We start from the raw sequence: 18009 nt of genomic DNA, 5'->3' as shown, positions 1-18009 counted from the left end.
GAAAATAAAACACCAAAGCTACCAACTAGCCGTCAACAACCGATACCTAACTAGTAGAAACCCTTAGCCAATAGCCGGCAGTTTGAACTGACAACCGGCCACCAGCAACTCACTCCCACTCCTGCCAGCGCAATACCTCGCCCACCGCGGGCGCGTGCAGCTCGCCGCGCAACATGCCGCCGTGGGCCACGTGCTGTAGCTCGCGCAACGGCTCCGAGGCGGGCTCGTCGCTGAGGTCGAAGGTGCCGTAGTGCATGGGCACCACATGGCCGGCCCGGAGCTGATTCACGGCTTTAGCCGCTTCGTGCGGATTTACGTGGCTGAGGTTCATCATGTAGCCCGGTTTGTAGGCCCCAATCGGCATCAGGGCAACATCAAGCGGGCCAAACAGCTTTTCAATCTGCTCGAAGTGGTCGGCGGCGGAGGTGTCGCCGGCAAAGTAGATGGTGCGGCCATCGGGCAGGCGCAGTAGGAAGCTACCCCACAGCACCGTGTTCAGGTCGAAGAGGCCCCGGCGGTGCCAGTGAGAAGCCGGTAGATAAAAGAGCTCAAACGGCGCATCGGGGCTCAACTCAAACTGCTGCCACCAGCCGGCTTCCTGCACCGGCAGCTTGCGCGCCATGCCCTGCACGAGCTTCGGAAGACCTAGCGGGCCAAACGCTTGCAAGTGGGGGTTCTGGCTGGCCACCAATTTTACAGACTGCTCATCGAGATGGTCGCGGTGGCCGTGGCTGAGCAGCAGGTAGTCGATATTCAGCAGGTCTTCGGGGCGGCAGGGGAGGGCGTGGCGCCGGCGTAGGCCTATCGAGGAAAACAAAACCGGATCGGTGAGGATGGTTTTGCCGCTCACGCGCAGCAGGAAGGAGGCATGGCCTAGCCACACCAACCCATCTTCCTGGCTCTTGAGAAAGGCTGTGCAGTCTATCACCTCGGGCGCCCAAGTATCGGCTTTCTTTTCTTCTTTCTGCTTGTTTTCACTTAGCTGCCACCGGATTACGGTGCTCAGCTTGGGCTCGTATAGTGCTTCGCCATTGCAGTATTGCCGCCCTATCATCTTATTGCCGGGGTAGTTGGGCTTGATGGTAGTAAGTTGGGGGTTGCGAACGTAGCGGGCAGACGCGGCCATGCGGAAAGAACTAGTGAGAAACAGGATGTTCAAAGAAACAACAAACCACCCGTCCGCCTGAAATAGCCAGGACAACGGGTGGCTTTTGCTAGAAGCAGCCGAGGTTAGTAGCCAAACGGCATGCCCGGCGAATACAGCGGCGAGTTACCGGGGTAGGCCGAAGCGCCGTTACTCATCCGTAGGCCACCCGACACCGAAAAATTCTCGGTGATGTGATAATCGGCCCGCAGGTTTACGCCCGAGCCCAAGTTGCCGCCGAAGCCCGCGTAAGGATTCACAGAGAACTGATTGGGGGTGAGGTCTTTCCAGGCCGAGCCCGTGAGGATAAGGCGGGGTGAAACGGCGTATTGCCCGCCACCCTGTATCAGCATGCGGTTCAGGCCCGAATAGCCGGCACGGGAGCCCGCGTAGGCCACCTCAGTGCCCGGATACGCATAGCTGCCGTAGGCCAGTCCGGGCGTAGTGCGCAGGAAGGTAGCGCCGCCAAACACCGAAAAGCGCTTCGTGACCTGGTAGGCCATAGTAGGGCTGATGTAGCTGGCCGAACCGTAGCGCCCGGCAAACATAGCGCCTGCGTTTAGGCTGAACGAGGTGCGCTGACTTAACTGGCCTAGGCCTAGTGCAGGCGTGCCCAGGGCCACATACTGCGTAGTTTGCGCCGATGCGCCACCTGCCGCTGCAAGCAGGCCAAGGAATATGAGGGAAATACGAATCATAAATAGAAGCCGGAAAAGCGAGTAATCCTCTGACAAGATACACAACATCTGAGCAGGAGGCTGCGTGCCCTCACTGAAAAAACCAAGGGAGCAAGCGCTTTAGCTACAACACAAATTGGCAATGCAATGGTAACCGAAGCATCACTGGCAGGGGACAGTTGAAAACTAGTTTTGCCCATGTATTCAACTTATATGCACGTTTTATGCTCAAACAGTTACAGTGGAGTTCTCTTACATTTCTGCTGATTGCCTCACCTTCTTCATGGGCACAGTCAGTACACACTTCTGCAATTACCGATGCAGGCGCAACGGGTGCGGCGGTAGCAGTTTCTGCATCGCCTACCGTATTTTATACCGCAGAAGTAATGCCTTCATTTCCAGGCGGTGAGGAAGCCCTGCGGGCATTCATACGCGCCAAACTACAATATCCACAGGAGGCCTTGCACCGGCGTATAGCCGGCAAAGTATATGTGAGCTTCCTAATAACGGAGGAAGGACATATTCGAGATGCTGCCATTGTGAAGGGTATCGGCGCGGGCCTCGACCAGGAAGCTCTCCGGCTAGTGCGCATCATGCCCTGGTGGAATCCTGGCAAGAACGCCGGACAACCTGTGCCCGTGATGTACACTTTGCCCATTGTGTTTCGTGGAGTGTATTAAAAATGCTGTCTTGCTTATTCTTAAATACAAATGGGGCCACAGCATACTGTGGCCCCATTTGGGAATGATGTGACTTATGTCGGGTGGTTACTTGGCCTTGCTGCTCAGCCAAGCGGCCCGAAACTTCTTCTGAGCTTTGCTCACAGGCTTCCCGGCTTGCTCGTAGGTCACTACTTCCAGCGTGGGATCTTCCATGAGGGTCACGGGCACCGTGCGCACTCCGTCGCGGGCTTTTACCTCCACTTGCACCACGTCGCCGGGTTTGTGGGCGGCCAGGCGGGTCTGCAGCTCTTTCGCATTGATGGGCTTTTTGCCGTCGAGCTTCAGTACCACATCCTCCCGATCTAGGCCTGCCGCGTAAAGCGGGCTGCCCATCAGCGTGCCACCCAGTGTAGCGGTGCTGTCAGGATTGAACTGGAGACGGGCGGCCAGGCTGGCCTGGCCCGCTTTGGCGGGGCGCACCAGCATGCCCGCCGGAGCCAGGAGCGCCTCGTAGTTGGGCAGCTCATGCCCGAAGATGTGCTGGCGGAAAAACTGCCCGGCAAAGGCTGTATCCTTGGTTACCTGGCCTAGCACACGCTGCAAGTCGGCCAGCGTGTAGGGGTTTGCGGGCGCGTAGTTGCGCTGCGGCTCGCCGTGCTGTTTCCAGAGGGTGCGCATGTACGTATCGAGGTCGGTTTTGAAGCGCTGTCGCAGCTCCAGATCCAGCGCCAGCGCATTGGCACCCCCAATGTAGTAGTAGCTCAGGTAGGTATTTGAGCGGTTGTTGGGGTCGATGGCCGCGGCAGCATCCACAAACGGGGCCTGCTGGCTCATGTACACCGGAGAGTAGCGCTTGGCACCAGGCGAGGTCAGCATAGCGCCCACTAGGCCACTCAGGGCTTCCTGGCAATACTCATCGTCGGAGTACACGCCGGCGCGACGCAGTAGCAGCTCGCCGTAGTATTGCGTGAAGCCTTCCGCGAACCATAGGCCACTGCTCATGTTGGCCTGCTCAAAGTTGAACGGCTCCAGGTCTTTGGGCCGAATGCGCTCCACGTTCCAGCTATGGAAAAACTCGTGCGACACCGTGCCCAGGTTATCGATGGCTCCAGGGCCGCGCAACGGGCGGTTGCTGGTGAGGCTGGTAGAGTTGCGGTGCTCCATGCCGTCGCCGCTGGTCTGGGGCAGGTAGTTGGCCACGAAGGTGTAGCGGCCGAAGTCGTAGTCGGGCAGGCCACCGAAAATGGCGGCGGCTTCCTTCACTACTTTCTTGGTGTTATTGGCATAGGCGTCCAGCTCGGCATCGGTGCCATCGTGCAGCACTTGCAGCTCAATGGTCTTGCCCTTTTCCTGCCAGCTGCGCACTTTTTGCGGCCCCAAGGAAGTCGGTGAGTCCATGAGGTACTGCATGTTGGGCGCGTAGTAGGTGCCTTTGGCCGCATCGGGCCGCAGCTGCGAAGCCACAGTCCAGCCGGCCGGCATATCAAACTTCACCTCCGCGGGCCGCTGCTCCAGGCCCCGGGCAAAGGCTAAGGTGGCCGGCATGTTCAGGTGGGCGTGGCGCGAGTCGATACCGGCATACGTGCCGTCGGTCCGGTCGCCAAACAGGGTGTACGTGAAGCGCACGGTGCCATCGTGGCCGGTCACGTCCCAGCCATATGGGTCGGGCTTCACCACAGAAAGCACCTTGCCTTTTGAGTCCGTGGCCTGCACATCATACACGTTCTTGGCAAACTCGTGCAGAGCGTAGCGACCAGGAGAGGAGCGGGCCATGCGCACTTGCAGCGGCCCGGTGGGCACTTCCGTGAAGGTTACCGTCACGCGGGCTTCGTGGTGCACAGCGTTGGGGAAGGCTACGGCGTATTGGATGGGCGCCTGAGCAGCAGCCGGACGGCCAAAGGCCAGCGGGAGGCCTAGCAGAAGCAGAGCAGCGGTTTTCCGCATCATAGAGTAGGGGAGGAGGAAGTAGGAGAATAAGTAGTGCTAAAGGTAGCCGAAGCTGTTTGGAGGCTGCAAGCAGTCTGAAATAATTCCGCTCTGTGGCTCTACTCCCACACCACTGCCTCCACCATCCCCCCGAAAAACGCCCCGACTGGCCTAGGGCGCATACCAAGCCGCGAAAGCTCGGCCTCAATGGGTGGCCGGCGCCCGGCACTAATGCCGGTGGTTAGGCCGAAGAAGGCATACATAGCCGTAAGCAAACCGCGCTGCCACCAGGTGCGGGGCACGCTGAAATCAGCCACAAGCCACGGCGCGCCTGGCCTACGCGCGGCGTAGAGGTGGCCTAGGAGTTGGCGCAGGCGTATCGGCTCAAATAAATCGAGAAGGAAAAAAGTTATCAGGGCATCAAACTGCTCATTGGGGCGGAGTGCAGCTTCCGTGCCCAACCGGAATTCTACCTGCGTTAGCTTCGTAGGCCAGTGCTGCCGCACAAACTCCTGGCTGCGCTGTAGCATCTGCGGAGATGCCTCCAGGTATAAAACCCGTGCCTCCGGGCGCAGCCGTAGTACTTCACCCAACACCCAGCCCGTACCGCCTCCTATAATAAGTAGGGAGGGCGCACCAAGCGGCAAAGCCTCTAAGGCAGCCTGCTGCGCCTGCTGCAGTGCCCTTCCATACACCACCCGCGACAATGGGTCATAGAAAGCGGCTACATAATCGAAACCAGAGTCGGGGAGGGGCATAGTGGGCAAGGTGGCCTAGGGAAGGTTGCGCCATAGGCCACTCACTGGCCCAAGAATACGCAAGCTCACCTTTCTTCGCCTAGTATTCGTAAGGTAGCAGGCAACCCGCGCTGTAGGCCTGGGTTTACTTCGGCTTTCCTATGACCAACCATTTTCGTCGGCTACTGGCTGGGATCACGCTTTTTGTTACAGAATTCGCACTTGCCCTTACGTTGGGGACTATTGGCGTAGTAGCCTTTCTGGCGCTAGGCCGCGAGGTATTCGACCAGGATGCTGCCACGTTTGATGCCGGCGCCTTCCGCTGGACACGCAATCTTTTTGGGGCCGGGCGCCAGGAGTGGGTGGAGGGCGTCACGTTTCTGGCCTCCCGCAACTTTATCACCGTGGTAGGACTCCTGCTAATCAGCTGGTTTCTTTTCATCCGTCGGCACCGCTGGTATTCGTTGCTGGTGCCGGTTGTGGCGCTGGGTAGTATCACGCTGAACCTGGTGCTGAAGAATTTTTATAACCGGCCGCGCCCCTTGCTGCCACTGGTGTCGGCCAGCGGCCTGAGCTTTCCCAGTGGGCACGCCATGATTTCGGCTTCCTTCTATGGACTACTGATATATTTGGTGCAGACCCACGTGCGGCCTCCTGCCTGGCGTTGGGGGCTTTCCACTGGCCTACTGAGCCTGATTGTGCTTATCGGCCTGACGCGGGTATACCTGCGCGTACACTACGCCACCGATGTGCTGGCGGGCTTCATGGCTGGCGCCATCTGGTTGGTGGTGGCTATTCCGCTGCTGAAGAAAATGGAAATTCTGGCAAAAAGACGTTTCGGTAAAGAGCTGCAAGCCGCTGAAAAACAGCCTACATAGCGCGGAAATGAAATTTTTGCCGATATTTTTTACGGTTTTTTCAGGGTCGAGCTTGACATACGTCGGAAAAGCCCGCTATCTTTGCAGCATCAAATGACACTCCGAACGGGAAATTGTCAGTTGAGAAAGGAATGCGCTTGTGGCGAAATTGGTAGACGCGCTGTCTTCAGGCGGCAGTTCCGCAAGGTGTGGGAGTTCGAGTCTCCCCGAGCGCACAGAAAAAGCCGGTTCAGAAATGAACCGGCTTTTTTGTTTTCAGGCCACAAAGCCCAACACGCTGGCCTTGCGCTACGTTGGAAACTTCCAGCCCTTTTTACTGGCCTATGAAATCTTTCACTGCCCGGCTTATTGCGCTTTTCAGCCTCCTGACGTTGGAAGTACTGGTGGTCAGCGGGGTATTCATGGTATCGGGGCTACTGTTTTTCTACCTCACGCGCATTGTGTTCGTGGAGAACTCCATGGCCTTCGATCAATGGGCTTTTGGAAAAATGGATGTGCTGCGGGCCGCCTGGCCTTCGCTCACCACAGTAGTAGAAAGCATCACCTTCTTCGCTTCCCTGCCTTTCCTGGTGGTAGTAGGCCTGGGGCTTCCGTTGGTTCTGCGCCTGAAAGGCCATCGGCGCGAAGGGCTGGAAATCCTGCTGGCCGTAGCGGGTGCTTCTATCCTGAACCAATTGATGAAAACCCATTTCCAGCGCATGCGGCCCGAAACAGCCTTGTTTCCGCAGTCCGGGCTCAGCTTCCCAAGCGGCCACTCCATGATTGGGTTGGCGCTATATGGCTGCATTGCGTGGGTATTGTGGCGCCACGAACACCATCCGGCCTGGGCCGCCTTACTGCTCATGTGGGCCGTACTCATCGGCCTGACGCGGGTGTACCTGCACGTGCATTACGCCACCGATGTGCTGGCTGGCTTTGCCATAGCGCTGGTATGGCTGATTCTGCTACGCACCGCGCTCCGCCTATGGTGGCGGGAGGCAAAGGTGATTCAGTGAAATGGTGGGTTTGACGTGCTGACTGGCCTAGAACATGTCATTGCGAGGACAAGGACGATGCAATCCTTCCTTCCAGTCGCGCCGAATACTACAGAAACTCAAAGCCCTTACTTCCACTGTGGAGGTAAGGGCTTTTTGTGCGTCAATTGTTTGTGTAACGACAAGGAAAGATCAGCTGCGCTGTCCTGCGGGTGCTTCGTCGTGCCTCCTCGCAATGACAACTGCTAGGCCACTTTTACAAGCCGCTAGGCCAGTCAGCACGTTAAACTCACAATTTCACCTTAACCCGCAGGGCCAATAAGCCTTTCACCCCTTGCAACTCTTCCAGTTCCAACTCCTCTAGTTCGGGCTCCAGTAGGCCACGGTCCTGGAGGTAATCGATGTATTCAAAATACTCGTCGGCTTCCCGCTGCTGGGTATATACCAGGGCAATATGTCCGGGCTGGGTTAGCCGTTCGCCGGTGCCTTGCACTGTGGCTTTATCAATCCGCTTCTTGATGATTTCGTAGCGGATGTTGTAAGCACCATCCACGTCGAACTGGCGCTCATCTTGCCGGAAACGGATGCTCAGGGGTTGGCTATGAATCAGGATGAGCTGGGTGGTTTCCAGGGGCAGCGGCAGTTTATCCTTAAGCGCAGCGGTGCGCTGCGTAATTTCCACCATCACCAGCAATTGCCACAGGCGCAGGTTTTTAAGGAAAACCAGGTCAAACGGCTTGTTCTCCACCAGCGAGGCGCCCACGTAGATGTTGTGCTCCACGCCATCGGTCTTGAAGCGCTGGAAATAGTGCGGATACATGAGCTGCGCCTTGGCTTCTTCCTCATCCAGAAAATCGCTGACGGCATCGTTGAGCATCATGGTGCTTTGCTCAAACGCTTTGCGCCGCTTGTACAGGATACCTAGCTCCGGGTCAATATTGGTCCAGTACTGCTCCACTACTGGCCGTAGTTCCGGCGCATTTTGCGCCAGGTAGTTGAACAGCGGCTCTACCTCGGTCTTCAGTGACTCAAAAATGCTCACCTCGTCGCCGGTCAGGATGCCCTGGCGCAGGCGCCGCAGGTTCTTGCTGACGTAGAACTTCAGTTCATCCAGAATAGGCAGTTGCTGAAACTCAGAGGCTTTTTTGAGGACCCGGTTGGCCAGCGTGAGGTGCTCAATCAAGTCGCCCTGAATGGCTTCGTTGCGGGCCGTGCTGCTGCCGCGCACGTCGGAAGAGCCGTGCAGCGGATACACCTCATGGAACACGATGTCTTCCATCTCGGCGTTTTTGTTGCCGTCGTCGATCTTTTGCAGCAGGTTTTGGGCGGCGTTCGTGAAGCGCCACTCCATAGTAGGATGCAGAGCCGTGAATTTCTCCTTGATGATGGCCTGCACCCGCGTCTGAATTTCCTCAGCGTTGCGCTTTACCGCCACGGCAAACAGCGGCACAAACTGATTCACGTTTTCCAGGCTGAACTCGTCGAGGTCGCCCACGTTGGGTGAGCCCAGCTCCAATAGGCCTACGGTATCGTCGCCGTAAGGCAACAGGGCCAGAATGGCCGACCGAATGCCCAGGCTCAGAATTTGCTCGCGCAAATCCTCGGGGATATCGGCCTTCTCCACGTCTTCAAGCACCAGGGGCTGGCGGTCTTGCCAGAGCCGGCTGTAAATCTGCCGGAAGCCCGAGTCGGCGTCCTGGTTGTGGAGCTGCTTGGTCAGGAAGCTGTGGTTGATTTTGCGGCCGAAGTCCACAAAGGCCTTTTTCTTCTCGTCGTAGGCCGCAATACCGAGCTGCAGAAACGGCCTGCCGAACAACACGCGGAGCTTCTCCTGAATCTGCTCCAGGCGGTCGGAGGCTTGCAGCACATCACGCTCCAGCAAGTCGTATTTCAGCTCCGACAGAATTTCCTGCTCCGTTACGTCTACCAGCTGCAGAATATTAAAGCCCGAGAGCTCAAACCGCTCGGGCGGCAGCAGCTCCTGCCACAGGTCGGCGCGGTGCAGATTGTGGGTGAGTAGTTCCAGCTGTTCGGGCGTCAGCGTCGGTTTCTCGCCATGGATGTACACATCCAGGAAAGTAGAGTTGAAATTGACGCTATAATGCCGGTATAGGCCTATGCTGTAGTCGGGCACCGTGAAAATGATGGCGCCCTGCATCGGAATATGGATGCCGTATACCTTTTCCAGAATCAGCTGGTAGGCCATGCGGGTGGTGTACACCTCCAGCGTAGTGGCATCAATATTAAGCGGCTGCTTAATGGTTTGGCCAGCATTCAGCAGCACCTCCGCAAAGCGGGCCGTGTGGTAGAAGCTGTAGCGCTGGAAGGGCGGAATGGCCCCACTGATATCGGTCAGGAATGAGGAAGGCGGGAATACCGCCAGCATCAGCGTTTCCACCAGGTCGCAGTTGCACTCCAGCTGCGTGAGGTCGGTGATGGGGCCACGGCACCAGGGCTCCTGGGCTACCTGCTCGCCAATGGAACGTGCCAGCTGCGCTACGCCGACATTGGTAGCCTGCTCACGACTCTTCCAGTAAGCAATAAGGGGCTCCAGACTTAGAGTAGTCTGGAAAGGGAAAATGGCCGAGGCCACGCGAGCAACAGGATCTTTAAGCATATAGCCAACAAGCAGGGTCTCCGAAAACAGCCCGCGGGCAGAAAGCCGCGCGGCAAAGAGATGATTCTTATACGCACCACAACCGTAGGGCGTTGAACGGAAGAGCGCTGCTGCCGGACTGGCCTAGGCCACCTGGGCTAGAACTGCTGCTCAGCGCTTCAGGATAAACGGCACCAGCTCATTTTGGCCGGTCTCGTCAGTGACATCAAAAGGAGATTGGCCCGTGGGATAAATAATCCGGCGCGTGCTCTGGTAGCAGGTGCAGCAGCCATCGGCCTGGTACCGGCCTGCTAGGTCGATGCTGTCCAGTAGTAAAGTATAGGTGGGCTTTTTCCGTTTGCCGAGGTAGAGCTTGTATCTGTACTGATCTATTTTGCGGTTGTTGGCCAGTGTGAAGGGAGCATTGGTGTTGAGGATGATCGGCCGCAAACGAGCCGTATCGGCCCGCACGACAAACACCGTATCGGGGGTAGGTACTTTGGCAGTGTCGCGCAGAAAGCTCCGCACCAGATACACAGTATCCAGCTCCTCCAGCGTGAAGGGCTTGCCAGTTGAAGCCGAAGTCATATCGAACGTAAACGATACGGCATCGGCGTAGCCATCATTGCAGTCGCAGGCCACGGAGCCGCAGCAGGCCGCAACAAGTACGGAAGAAGTTAGGAGTAAAAGCCAGGTAAAGAAGGAGCGCAGCATAGTGTGTAAAGATAGGGCTAGTAGCGTAGTTGAACCACTGCAGTCCACCATAAGGCCACCAACCCCCACGAAAAAGGCCAGCCCGAATCGGACTGGCCTAGTAACGTAACTGGTTTGCTGGTTATTGAGTTTGCCGCTCCCAGCTGAGGTTGTGCTACTCTTTCACGAAGCGGCGTGTTTCCGTGCCGCTCTTCGTCACAATCTTGAAATAGTAAATGCCATTGGCCAGGTCGCTTAGGTTTGCGGGCACGGTGTAGGTGCCTTTTTCCTTCTTGGCTTCCTGCGCTACGGTGCGCAGCGTGTTGCCGCGGCTATCAAGCAGCTCTATCGAAACCGGCCCTGCTTTCTTTACCTCGTAGCTCAGCTGGCTGGTAGGAGTAACCGGGTTTGGGTACACCGAGCTGCTGCTTTCCGCCGCGCGAGATGCCGGGGCAGCTGGAGCAGTCGGGTTCATGAGCAGGAAGGTAGATGGGCGGAAGAAACGGGCAGTGGCGCTGTTGCGGCGGCCTTTTCTGCCGAAATGTTTCATCTTTTCCTGCTGCTCGGGGGTAGTGTTTTGCAGGAGCAGTGCCTTCAGGTCGGTGGCCCACTTTTCCTTCTGGGGCTGAATTTCCTGCGATAACCGGGCAATGTCGCCTTCGTACTTCTGGGCCAGCTTCGCCACTTCCCGCTGCAATGCTTTATTCTCGTCCTGTAGCTTTTGGAGCTGCTGTTTCTGTGTTTCCGTTAGCTCCGGGCGCTGGCTTTGCGGGGCCGGGCCGGCGGGCCGGAAGCTTTGGCGAAGCGCTTTGCCGCGCTGGCGCAATTCCTGAAACTGGCTACGATACACGGCCAGCTGGGCCTTGTCGGAAGAGCTCAGCTGTGGCTCCAGCTTCTGGCGCTGCTGCCGCACTACGGGTAGCACGTTCTGCTGCACGTAGGCCTGCACTGCCCGGCGAGCCGGGCGGCTGGTGCCCTGCGTATTCTGGGTAGCTTGGGCCCAACCCGTGAAGCTGGTAAACAACACCGCCAGCAATAGGCCTAGCTTGGTTATTAATTTAGTTTGCATGAACCTGAAATAGGGAAGTAGAGGAGTAATTCTTAGTGGCTTTGTTGCATAGATGGTTAGGGCCAGGCCAGGTTTAAAACGGGCATAAAAAAACCGCCCCGAAGTATATTCGGGGCGGTGGTGTAGGGAAGTGACTAGGGGAGAGGCCTACCGGCAAAAGCACACTAGAAAGGCATTATTCGTCGGTGTGGGCAGAGCCCAGCACTTCTTCCAGCGGACCAGCTTTCTGCAGTTTTTCTCGCAGTCCAAGCGCAGCCGTGTCTAACTGAGGACGAATCTGGTCGAGGGCCAGGCGTAGGCCTTGCACGTCGGCGAGGCGCGGCGCGGCAGTCTGGCTGTAGCCGTGGTACATGGCTACGCGCACTTTGCTGCGGCCGGTGCCGGAATAAGTGCCTACCACTTCGCCCTGAGAATTGATAATCTGGACTTCGGCTTTTACCTGGGTGCGGTACCATTCCAGCGGGAGGCCAAACAAGCTGGGCGTCATGAGCGTCATCATCTGGAACGCCTGCAGGGCCCGCCCAGTGCGCGTTACCTCCGCCTGCGTGACGATGAGCTTGGCGTAGCCGTATCCAATGCTGTCCTGCGGCTCGGCTAGATGGTAGGCCAGTTCCTGACGAAACACCTTCGGGGCATCATCGGGCAACGCGCCTTCGGTTGCATTCAGCGGGCCGGCTTCTACCACGGCTTCCAGCCGGGGCAGCTTACCAATTGATACGGAGTAGTTGGAGTGAGTAGCCCCGTAAAGAGCTTTCTCTGATGATTTACAACCAGCCAACAGCGGCAAAGCCGACAGGAGAATACACGAGTACCGGTGCGCAAGCATCATAAGCAGTCAGTCTCAGTTGAATAATTTCCAGCCGCAACCCCAAGAACAGTCAGTTGGGTTCCGCTAAGAGATGATTAAAGATATAAACATTCTTCTAATATATATAATATATTGAATTTAAATCTTTAATTATCGAAAAGTACAACTACTCCAAGCGAAATGCAAAAAGCCCCGCAGCTACTGACAGCTGCGGGGCTTTTCTTCCTACATGACGCCTCCCGGAAACTAGTGAGCCGAGTGTGCCAATGCGCTATCGACCTCCTCCAGCTGTTCTAGCGGCGGGGCTACATAATTATCAATAAACTCTCCTTCCCAACGAGCTACTACTGCGGTAGCCAGGCAGTTGCCTATCACGTTCACGGCGGTGCGGGCCATGTCCATGAGGGCATCAATGCCCAGAATAATGAACACGGGCCAAGCCGGCAGGTTGAAAGAAGCTACCGTGGCCAGCAGAATCACCAAGGAAGCACGCGGTACGCCCGCCACACCTTTGCTCGTGAGCATCAGTGTAAATACCATCACCAATTGCTGTCCGAAAGAAAGCTCTACGCCGGCGGCCTGGGCCACAAAAACGGCCGCCAGAGACAGGTAAAGCGTGGTGCCATCGAGGTTGAAAGAGTAGCCAGTAGGCATTACGAAAGCCACAATACGGCGTGGTACGCCCATCCCCATCATGGCCTCCATGGCCCGGGGCAGCGCTGCCTCCGATGAGGTAGTGGCAAAAGCAATACTAACGGGCTCTGCAATGGCCAGCACAAAGCGCTTCAGCGGGATGCGGGCAATCAGGGCAATGGGCACGAGCACCAGCAGCAGGAAAGCCGTGAGGGCTCCATACAGCGTCAGGAGTAGCTTAAAGGCATTATACAGGGGTGCGAAACCCATCTTGCCTACCGTGTAGGCCATAGCGCCACCCACGCCGAAAGGCGCGAAGAACATCACGACGTTGGTGAACTTGAACATCACCTCCGACAAGCTCTCCGTGATTTGCAGCATGGGCAGGCGGTGCTTCTGGTGCACCATAGCCAGGCCTATGGCGAAGATGATGGCAAACACCACCACCTGCAGTACCTGCCCCTCAGCTACCGATTTGGCAATGTTTTCGGGGAAGATGTGCAGAATGATATCGGCTGTGGATTGCTTCACGGTGGCCAGCTGCTCCGTATCGGCGGCAATACCACTGCGGTCTACACCTTCGCCGGCGCGGGTCAAGTTGATAGCACCCAAGCCAATAAACAAGGCAAATGTGGTGACCACTTCAAAATAAATCAGGGCTTTGAGGCCCATTTTGCCCACCTGCTTCAGATCGGCGTGGCCTGCAATGCCTACTACCAGCGTAGCAAATACCAGCGGCGCAATAATGGTTTTCACCAGACGCAGGAAAACGTCGCTGAGAACTTTCAGCTGTACGGCCTGCCCAGGGTAGTCGTGCCCGATTTCGGCACCAACCAGCATGCTTACCACAATCCAGAACGTAACGGAGCGCCGCTGAAAGGCCAGCGCTACCGCGGCAGCTATGGCCAGCCAACGGGCTATAGTGGGCACAGCATCGGGCAGCGCCACCAGGTTGTAGCCCGCCAGCGCCGTCAGAATGGCTGCGAGAACAAATAAAACAAGAACGAGAGGTGCGAGTCGCGAAAACTTCATGCGCAGCAATCAGGGGAAAAAGAATGGCGGGAATCAGGCAAAGATAGTTTTTTGAGCCGGCCCGTAGTGTGCCAGGCTCCGCAGTTTCCTGTGGGGGTGGCCTAGCGCGTTATCATAAGGGCCAGGCTACCCGTAGCGTATCCCGTTACCTAGTACCTTGCCGCCTAATTTGCCTGCTCTGCCCCGCTGCCCCATGCTTACCTGGTCTCTCACTGCCCTCACGCTTCCGCTGCGCTACACCTGGAAAATTTCGCGCAACGCATCCACCTTCAAAACCAATCTGTTGGTGCAAGTGCAGGGCGCTGCCGGTACGCCCAGCGGCTGGGGCGAAGCCGCTCCGAATGTACGGTACGGCGAAACCCCCGAAGGACTGCAAGCAGAGTTTGCACAGCTGCAGGCAGCCGGCCTAGGCCAGTGCCATACGCTGGATGAGCTCGGCCGCTTTCTAGCCGTGCAGCAGCCGGCCCACGCCCTACGCTTTGCCCTGGAATCGGCGTTTGTACACCGGGAGGCGGCGCTAGCCGGGCAGCCGGTAGCCCAGTGGCTAGGCCTGCCGATGCCAGCCGCAGCCGTCCCTACAGCCGCTTCATTGCCCATCATGGAGCCCGGCGAGGTAGCAGGCTTTCTGCAGCAGCAAGGCTATCAGCGCTTTCCGTTGCTGAAGGTGAAAGTGAACCGCGAGGGCGCAGTGGACTTATTGCGCGAAGTCACGCGCCTGCTACCCAGCCAGTTGCTCATCATTGATGGCAATGAAGGCTGGCCTGATGCCGACAGTCTGCGGCAGTCCTGGGAAACGATTCAGGCGCTGCCTGGCCTACGGGTGCGCCTGTTGGAGCAGCCACTGCCAGCCGCCTGTGCTGCCGACTACCGCGCTTTGAAGGGCCAGCTAAATTGCCCGGTCTTCGCCGATGAATCGGTAACGGATGATGCCGATTTTGCGGAAATAGCCCGGCAGTTTGATGGCGTAAATATGAAGCTGATGAAGGCTGGCGGCTACCTGAACGGCCTCCGGATTCTGCGCGAAACCCGCACTCATGGCCTGCAAACCATGCTTGGCTGCATGGTAGAAACCTCGCTGGGCATCTGGTCGGCTTTGCAGGTGAGCGGCCTGGCGGATGTTTGCGACCTAGATGGTTTCTTGATTGTGCAGGACGAGCCGTTTGGGCTGGTTGGAGAGGAGCTAGGCCACCTGCAGGCCCACCACAACTGGCCTAGCATAAGAGCATAAAAAGCCTCCTGCGCTCAGCGCAGGAGGCTTTTTGTAAGCGTAACTTATAAGGCTACTTCAGCTTCTCATCCAGCGCCCTGATCTGTTGGTCCAGCTGGCTGGTATCGGCGGGGCGTTGAGTGGAAGAGCTCATCAGGCTGATCTTTTGGTTGAGCAGCTGGATTTTTTCGCCCATCAGGCTGATTTTCTGGTTCAGGGTGGTGAGGCGCGCTTCCATGGCCGCAGGGCTGGAAGAGGAGGGAGTTGTGTCTACGTAGTTGTTGAACTTGGTATCAGGCGCCACCGAAGCGTCGTTACGGGCCTGGGCCGCGCTGCCAGCCGTGGCGAATACGATGTCGCCGTTCATTCGCACAAAATCCCCTTCCTTTAGGGTCGTAATTTTACCTTCAACTACCTCTACGATACCACTTTTATAGTTGATCTTCGTGCCATTTGAAAGAACCACGTTCTTTGTCAGAGGCGTTACACTTTGGCCCTGCATCAATACCACTTGCCCGTTGCGCATGATGAAGCGGTCGGTAGAATTGGCTTGTTTTGCACCCGCCGGCATCTTTGGCGCGGTAGTGGTTTGGGCACTGGCTGTGGAGACACTGGCCAACAGGCCTAGCGCCAAGGCGAAAGAGAGGCAGATGGTTTTCATGACAAAAAAAGGCGTAGAAGAATAGGAGTAAGTAGCCTTACGACATTCCGGGCTAAGTGGCTGCGAATAAGGATAGGCAATAAATAAATTTCAACAAATACGCTGAACGATGTTGCGACATTAAATGTATGTACATATATTTGCAACATCATTCAGCATGATCCCATGCTTGAACCATGAAAATAGAGGACGAAATCAAACAGCGCAGCTTCGTAGATAATTACCAGAAAGCCTACATCAACCTGGTGTTTACGGCGGGCTGGTTGCAGCTGCAGCAGAGTGCGCAGTTCAAAGAGTACAACCTCACTTCGCCTCAGTTCAACATTCTGCGCATTTTGCGTGGTCAGCACCCGAAGCCGTCTACCGTGAACATGCTGATTGAGCGGATGCTGGATAAAACCAGCAACGCCTCGCGCATTGTAGACAAGCTGGAAGCCAAAGCGCTGGTAACCCGCAAAGTGTGCCCCAGCAACCGGCGGGCGGTAGATATCCGCATTACGGAGCAGGGCTTGGCGCTGCTCACGCAGCTAGACCAAATTCTCTCATCACAACAACTGGGCTTGGGTAATCTGACTTCGGAAGAAGCCGCCCAACTCAGCAACTTACTTGACAAAATCCGCGACTGACGGCCTCTCAGTTAACTCTCTTCACCTTTGTTGTTTTCAATCATGAAAAAAATCATTCTGCCGGCCTTGCTGGCCGCTGCTCTGTTCGCTGCCCCTGTTTATGCTGGTCAGCCAGTTGCCAAGAAAGCTGCAGTTAGCGCCGTAAAGCCTGCCGATAAAGTATACAAGCTGCAGCCTCAACTCAGCACCTTGGGCTGGGATGGCAAAGCAGTAACGCACGGACACAATGGCACCGTACAATTCTCGGGCGGCGAGCTGCTCGTGAAAGGCAACCAGCTGGTAGGTGGCACCGTGACGGTAGACATGAAGACCATCAAGGCCACCGACATCAAGGACGCCGAGACGAGCACCAAATTCATGGGCCATATCACGTCTGATGACTTCTTTGGTGTTGCCAGCAACCCAACGGCTACGTTCAAAATCACGAAAGTGGCCTACATCAAAGGGGCCGCTGCTGATGCTAACAACGCCAACATCACCGGCGACCTGACCATCAAAGGCAAAACCAACGCTATTACTTTCCCCGCCAAAGTGGGCGTGAAAGGTGGTAAAGCGGCTGCCAGCGGCACTGCTACCGTAAACCGCACCAAATACGACATCAAATACGGCTCGAAGTCTTTCTTCGAAGGTATCGGCGACAAAGCCATCTATGATGACTTCACGCTGAGCTTCAACGTAATTGCTATGTAAGGAGTGCAGGCCTAGGCCTGTTACTATACAGAAAAAGCCCCGATCGGAATTTCCGGTCGGGGCTTTTTGGTGTGCGAAAGTGCCGCTAGGCCACTTGCTATTTTCCTGAGCCGGTGGGGGCTGGCGAGGCAGCCGGAGGAGCCACCGGAGTAGCAGGAGCCGCTTGCGGAACCAGGGTAGGGGCTGTCGTTGGAGTTGTCAGGGCGGCTTGGTTACGCAATGCCACGCGTAGCGGAGCCACGCCCGTCTCACGCAGCGCCATGATGCCGTAGGCCGTTTCGCCGGGATGGATAACCTTATTGGTTAGATCGTACTTGATGAACTCCCGACGAAGGTTTTTATTAGCACCACTCGCCCCTAGCATGTTGCCACCGGCAATGAAAGGGCCCGTAGGAATAAAAGTTCGGTTGTCTTCTACAATCTGGCCGTTCACCGTCATAACGCTGCCTACATTGAAGTTGAGCAGTAAATAAAGAAGATAAATAGCCACGCCTTGCTTCAAATCATTGGCGGCTTGCACATTAGGCACCGGCGTAATGACCCGGTCGCCGAAGGTCAGCTCCATGTCGCGAGCGAAGTTCAGGTCGGCGTTGGTATTGTTTTTTAGCTGAACTGCCACCACTTGGTAGCCTTTCTGACGCTCCTTTTTTACGTATTTTTTATTGGGCCCTGTGCTGAGCAGCGCGCTATAGTGATAGCTGAAACCGACAGGAGCAGCGGCAGCGGTTGCCGCCTGATAGGTGTTAATACGATCCGGATTGATGGCGTGGTAGCTGCCTGCACAGCCAGTAGCCGTCAGAAGGGAAGCGGCTACCATGAAACGAGTAAAGTTTTTGAACATATAGTAGAAAAAAGGATGAAACGACTTGATCAACTGGAGGCTAAAAAACCAGCCGTCAAAAATATTCGGGAAAGCAGTAGAATAAAACATGAATATAAATATTCATGCATCAATTATATATTATCATGATCAGATTATAAACCTTTTTCCTGCTT

General features: G+C 56.4%; 17 protein-coding genes and 1 tRNA gene. 7 read left to right on the top strand and 11 right to left on the bottom strand.

Annotated features, from left to right (window positions below; all coding sequences use genetic code 11):
• Positions 1-109 precede the first annotated feature (109 nt).
• Together CFT68_RS09150 and CFT68_RS09145 are read right to left on the bottom strand one after the other, a co-directional pair.
• The gene (locus CFT68_RS09150; protein WP_245815322.1) at positions 110-1159 is read right to left on the bottom strand and encodes an MBL fold metallo-hydrolase; all 1050 of its coding nucleotides are present in this window, start codon (positions 1157-1159) and stop codon (positions 110-112) included.
• A gap of 71 nt (positions 1160-1230) precedes the next feature.
• The gene (locus CFT68_RS09145) at positions 1231-1842 is read right to left on the bottom strand and encodes a hypothetical protein (protein WP_088843121.1); all 612 of its coding nucleotides are present in this window, start codon (positions 1840-1842) and stop codon (positions 1231-1233) included.
• A gap of 365 nt (positions 1843-2207) precedes the next feature.
• On the opposite strand from CFT68_RS09145, the gene CFT68_RS21790 reads away from it, so the two are divergent.
• Positions 2208-2501 carry an energy transducer TonB gene (locus CFT68_RS21790; protein WP_170934742.1) on the top strand — a complete coding sequence of 98 codons (294 nt, stop codon included), beginning with the start codon at positions 2208-2210 and terminating at the stop codon, positions 2499-2501.
• 87 nt (positions 2502-2588) lie between these two features.
• On the opposite strand, the gene CFT68_RS09135 is transcribed toward CFT68_RS21790, so the two are convergent.
• A complete protein-coding gene (locus tag CFT68_RS09135) occupies positions 2589-4430 on the bottom strand; it encodes a M61 family metallopeptidase (RefSeq protein ID WP_245815321.1) in 1842 nt (613 codons plus the stop codon).
• 98 nt (positions 4431-4528) lie between these two features.
• A complete protein-coding gene (locus CFT68_RS09130; protein ID WP_088843117.1) occupies positions 4529-5167 on the bottom strand; it encodes a class I SAM-dependent methyltransferase in 639 nt (212 codons plus the stop codon).
• A 140-nt stretch (positions 5168-5307) separates the two neighbouring features.
• Between CFT68_RS09130 and CFT68_RS09125 the strand changes: the two genes are divergently transcribed.
• From CFT68_RS09125 to CFT68_RS09115, 3 genes are all read left to right on the top strand, one after another.
• Positions 5308-6024, top strand: a complete 717-nt coding sequence (locus tag CFT68_RS09125; protein WP_088843115.1) for a phosphatase PAP2 family protein — start codon at positions 5308-5310, stop codon at positions 6022-6024.
• 133 nt (positions 6025-6157) lie between these two features.
• Positions 6158-6239, top strand: a tRNA-Leu gene (locus CFT68_RS09120).
• 108 nt (positions 6240-6347) lie between these two features.
• Positions 6348-7019: a phosphatase PAP2 family protein gene (locus CFT68_RS09115; RefSeq protein WP_088843113.1), complete on the top strand. Its 672-nt coding sequence runs from the start codon at positions 6348-6350 to the stop codon at positions 7017-7019.
• Positions 7020-7287: 268 nt separating this feature from the next.
• On the opposite strand, the gene CFT68_RS09110 is transcribed toward CFT68_RS09115, so the two are convergent.
• From CFT68_RS09110 to CFT68_RS09090, 5 genes are all read right to left on the bottom strand, one after another.
• On the bottom strand, positions 7288-9615 hold the full coding sequence (locus CFT68_RS09110) for a GAF domain-containing protein (RefSeq protein ID WP_088843111.1): 2328 nt from the start codon (positions 9613-9615) through the stop codon (positions 7288-7290).
• Positions 9616-9765: 150 nt separating this feature from the next.
• The gene (locus CFT68_RS09105; protein ID WP_088843108.1) at positions 9766-10308 is read right to left on the bottom strand and encodes a hypothetical protein; all 543 of its coding nucleotides are present in this window, start codon (positions 10306-10308) and stop codon (positions 9766-9768) included.
• A 154-nt stretch (positions 10309-10462) separates the two neighbouring features.
• On the bottom strand, positions 10463-11356 hold the full coding sequence (locus CFT68_RS09100; RefSeq protein ID WP_088843106.1) for a T9SS type A sorting domain-containing protein: 894 nt from the start codon (positions 11354-11356) through the stop codon (positions 10463-10465).
• 175 nt (positions 11357-11531) lie between these two features.
• A complete protein-coding gene (locus CFT68_RS09095) occupies positions 11532-12185 on the bottom strand; it encodes a hypothetical protein (RefSeq protein WP_088843104.1) in 654 nt (217 codons plus the stop codon).
• A 225-nt stretch (positions 12186-12410) separates the two neighbouring features.
• Positions 12411-13829, bottom strand: a complete 1419-nt coding sequence (locus tag CFT68_RS09090; RefSeq protein WP_088843732.1) for a dicarboxylate/amino acid:cation symporter — start codon at positions 13827-13829, stop codon at positions 12411-12413.
• Positions 13830-14022: 193 nt separating this feature from the next.
• Between CFT68_RS09090 and CFT68_RS09085 the strand changes: the two genes are divergently transcribed.
• Positions 14023-15057: a dipeptide epimerase gene (locus CFT68_RS09085; protein WP_088843103.1), complete on the top strand. Its 1035-nt coding sequence runs from the start codon at positions 14023-14025 to the stop codon at positions 15055-15057.
• A 52-nt stretch (positions 15058-15109) separates the two neighbouring features.
• On the opposite strand, the gene CFT68_RS09080 is transcribed toward CFT68_RS09085, so the two are convergent.
• Entirely contained in the window at positions 15110-15697 is a 588-nt protein-coding gene (locus CFT68_RS09080) for a DUF6799 domain-containing protein (protein WP_088843102.1), read from the bottom strand.
• Positions 15698-15873: 176 nt separating this feature from the next.
• On the opposite strand from CFT68_RS09080, the gene CFT68_RS09075 reads away from it, so the two are divergent.
• Complete coding sequence (locus CFT68_RS09075) at positions 15874-16323, top strand: MarR family winged helix-turn-helix transcriptional regulator (RefSeq protein ID WP_088843100.1); 450 nt, start codon at positions 15874-15876, stop codon at positions 16321-16323.
• Between the two features lie 42 nt (positions 16324-16365).
• Positions 16366-17013, top strand: coding sequence for a YceI family protein (locus CFT68_RS09070; protein ID WP_088843099.1), 648 nt, complete (start codon positions 16366-16368; stop codon positions 17011-17013).
• Between the two features lie 97 nt (positions 17014-17110).
• Here the strand turns inward: CFT68_RS09070 and CFT68_RS09065 are convergent, their stop codons facing one another.
• Positions 17111-17944, bottom strand: a complete 834-nt coding sequence (locus CFT68_RS09065; RefSeq protein WP_088843097.1) for a hypothetical protein — start codon at positions 17942-17944, stop codon at positions 17111-17113.
• Positions 17945-18009: the final 65 nt, after the last annotated feature.

Source organism: Hymenobacter gelipurpurascens (genome assembly GCF_900187375.1).
GTDB classification, from domain to species: Bacteria; Bacteroidota; Bacteroidia; order Cytophagales; family Hymenobacteraceae; genus Hymenobacter; species Hymenobacter gelipurpurascens.
Note: the sequence above shows the minus strand (reverse complement) of the source record. Positions and strands in the feature narration are given on the sequence as shown.

Bases quoted from the DNA above. Each gene is read 5' to 3' on its own strand.
- CFT68_RS09090 (WP_088843732.1), bottom strand. From the start codon at position 13,829: ATGAAGTTTTCGCGACTCGCACCTCTCGTTCTTGTTTTATTTGTTCTC.
- CFT68_RS09095 (WP_088843104.1), bottom strand. From the start codon at position 12,185: ATGATGCTTGCGCACCGGTACTCGTGTATTCTCCTGTCGGCTTTGCCG.
- CFT68_RS09085 (WP_088843103.1), top strand. From the start codon at position 14,023: ATGCTTACCTGGTCTCTCACTGCCCTCACGCTTCCGCTGCGCTACACC.
- CFT68_RS09135 (WP_245815321.1), bottom strand. From the start codon at position 4,430: ATGATGCGGAAAACCGCTGCTCTGCTTCTGCTAGGCCTCCCGCTGGCC.
- CFT68_RS09075 (WP_088843100.1), top strand. From the start codon at position 15,874: ATGAAAATAGAGGACGAAATCAAACAGCGCAGCTTCGTAGATAATTAC.
- CFT68_RS09110 (WP_088843111.1), bottom strand. From the start codon at position 9,615: ATGCTTAAAGATCCTGTTGCTCGCGTGGCCTCGGCCATTTTCCCTTTC.
- CFT68_RS09115 (WP_088843113.1), top strand. From the start codon at position 6,348: ATGAAATCTTTCACTGCCCGGCTTATTGCGCTTTTCAGCCTCCTGACG.
- CFT68_RS09130 (WP_088843117.1), bottom strand. From the start codon at position 5,167: ATGCCCCTCCCCGACTCTGGTTTCGATTATGTAGCCGCTTTCTATGAC.
- CFT68_RS21790 (WP_170934742.1), top strand. From the start codon at position 2,208: ATGCCTTCATTTCCAGGCGGTGAGGAAGCCCTGCGGGCATTCATACGC.
- CFT68_RS09080 (WP_088843102.1), bottom strand. From the start codon at position 15,697: ATGAAAACCATCTGCCTCTCTTTCGCCTTGGCGCTAGGCCTGTTGGCC.
- CFT68_RS09105 (WP_088843108.1), bottom strand. From the start codon at position 10,308: ATGCTGCGCTCCTTCTTTACCTGGCTTTTACTCCTAACTTCTTCCGTA.
- CFT68_RS09125 (WP_088843115.1), top strand. From the start codon at position 5,308: ATGACCAACCATTTTCGTCGGCTACTGGCTGGGATCACGCTTTTTGTT.
- CFT68_RS09100 (WP_088843106.1), bottom strand. From the start codon at position 11,356: ATGCAAACTAAATTAATAACCAAGCTAGGCCTATTGCTGGCGGTGTTG.
- CFT68_RS09145 (WP_088843121.1), bottom strand. From the start codon at position 1,842: ATGATTCGTATTTCCCTCATATTCCTTGGCCTGCTTGCAGCGGCAGGT.
- CFT68_RS09070 (WP_088843099.1), top strand. From the start codon at position 16,366: ATGAAAAAAATCATTCTGCCGGCCTTGCTGGCCGCTGCTCTGTTCGCT.
- CFT68_RS09065 (WP_088843097.1), bottom strand. From the start codon at position 17,944: ATGTTTTATTCTACTGCTTTCCCGAATATTTTTGACGGCTGGTTTTTT.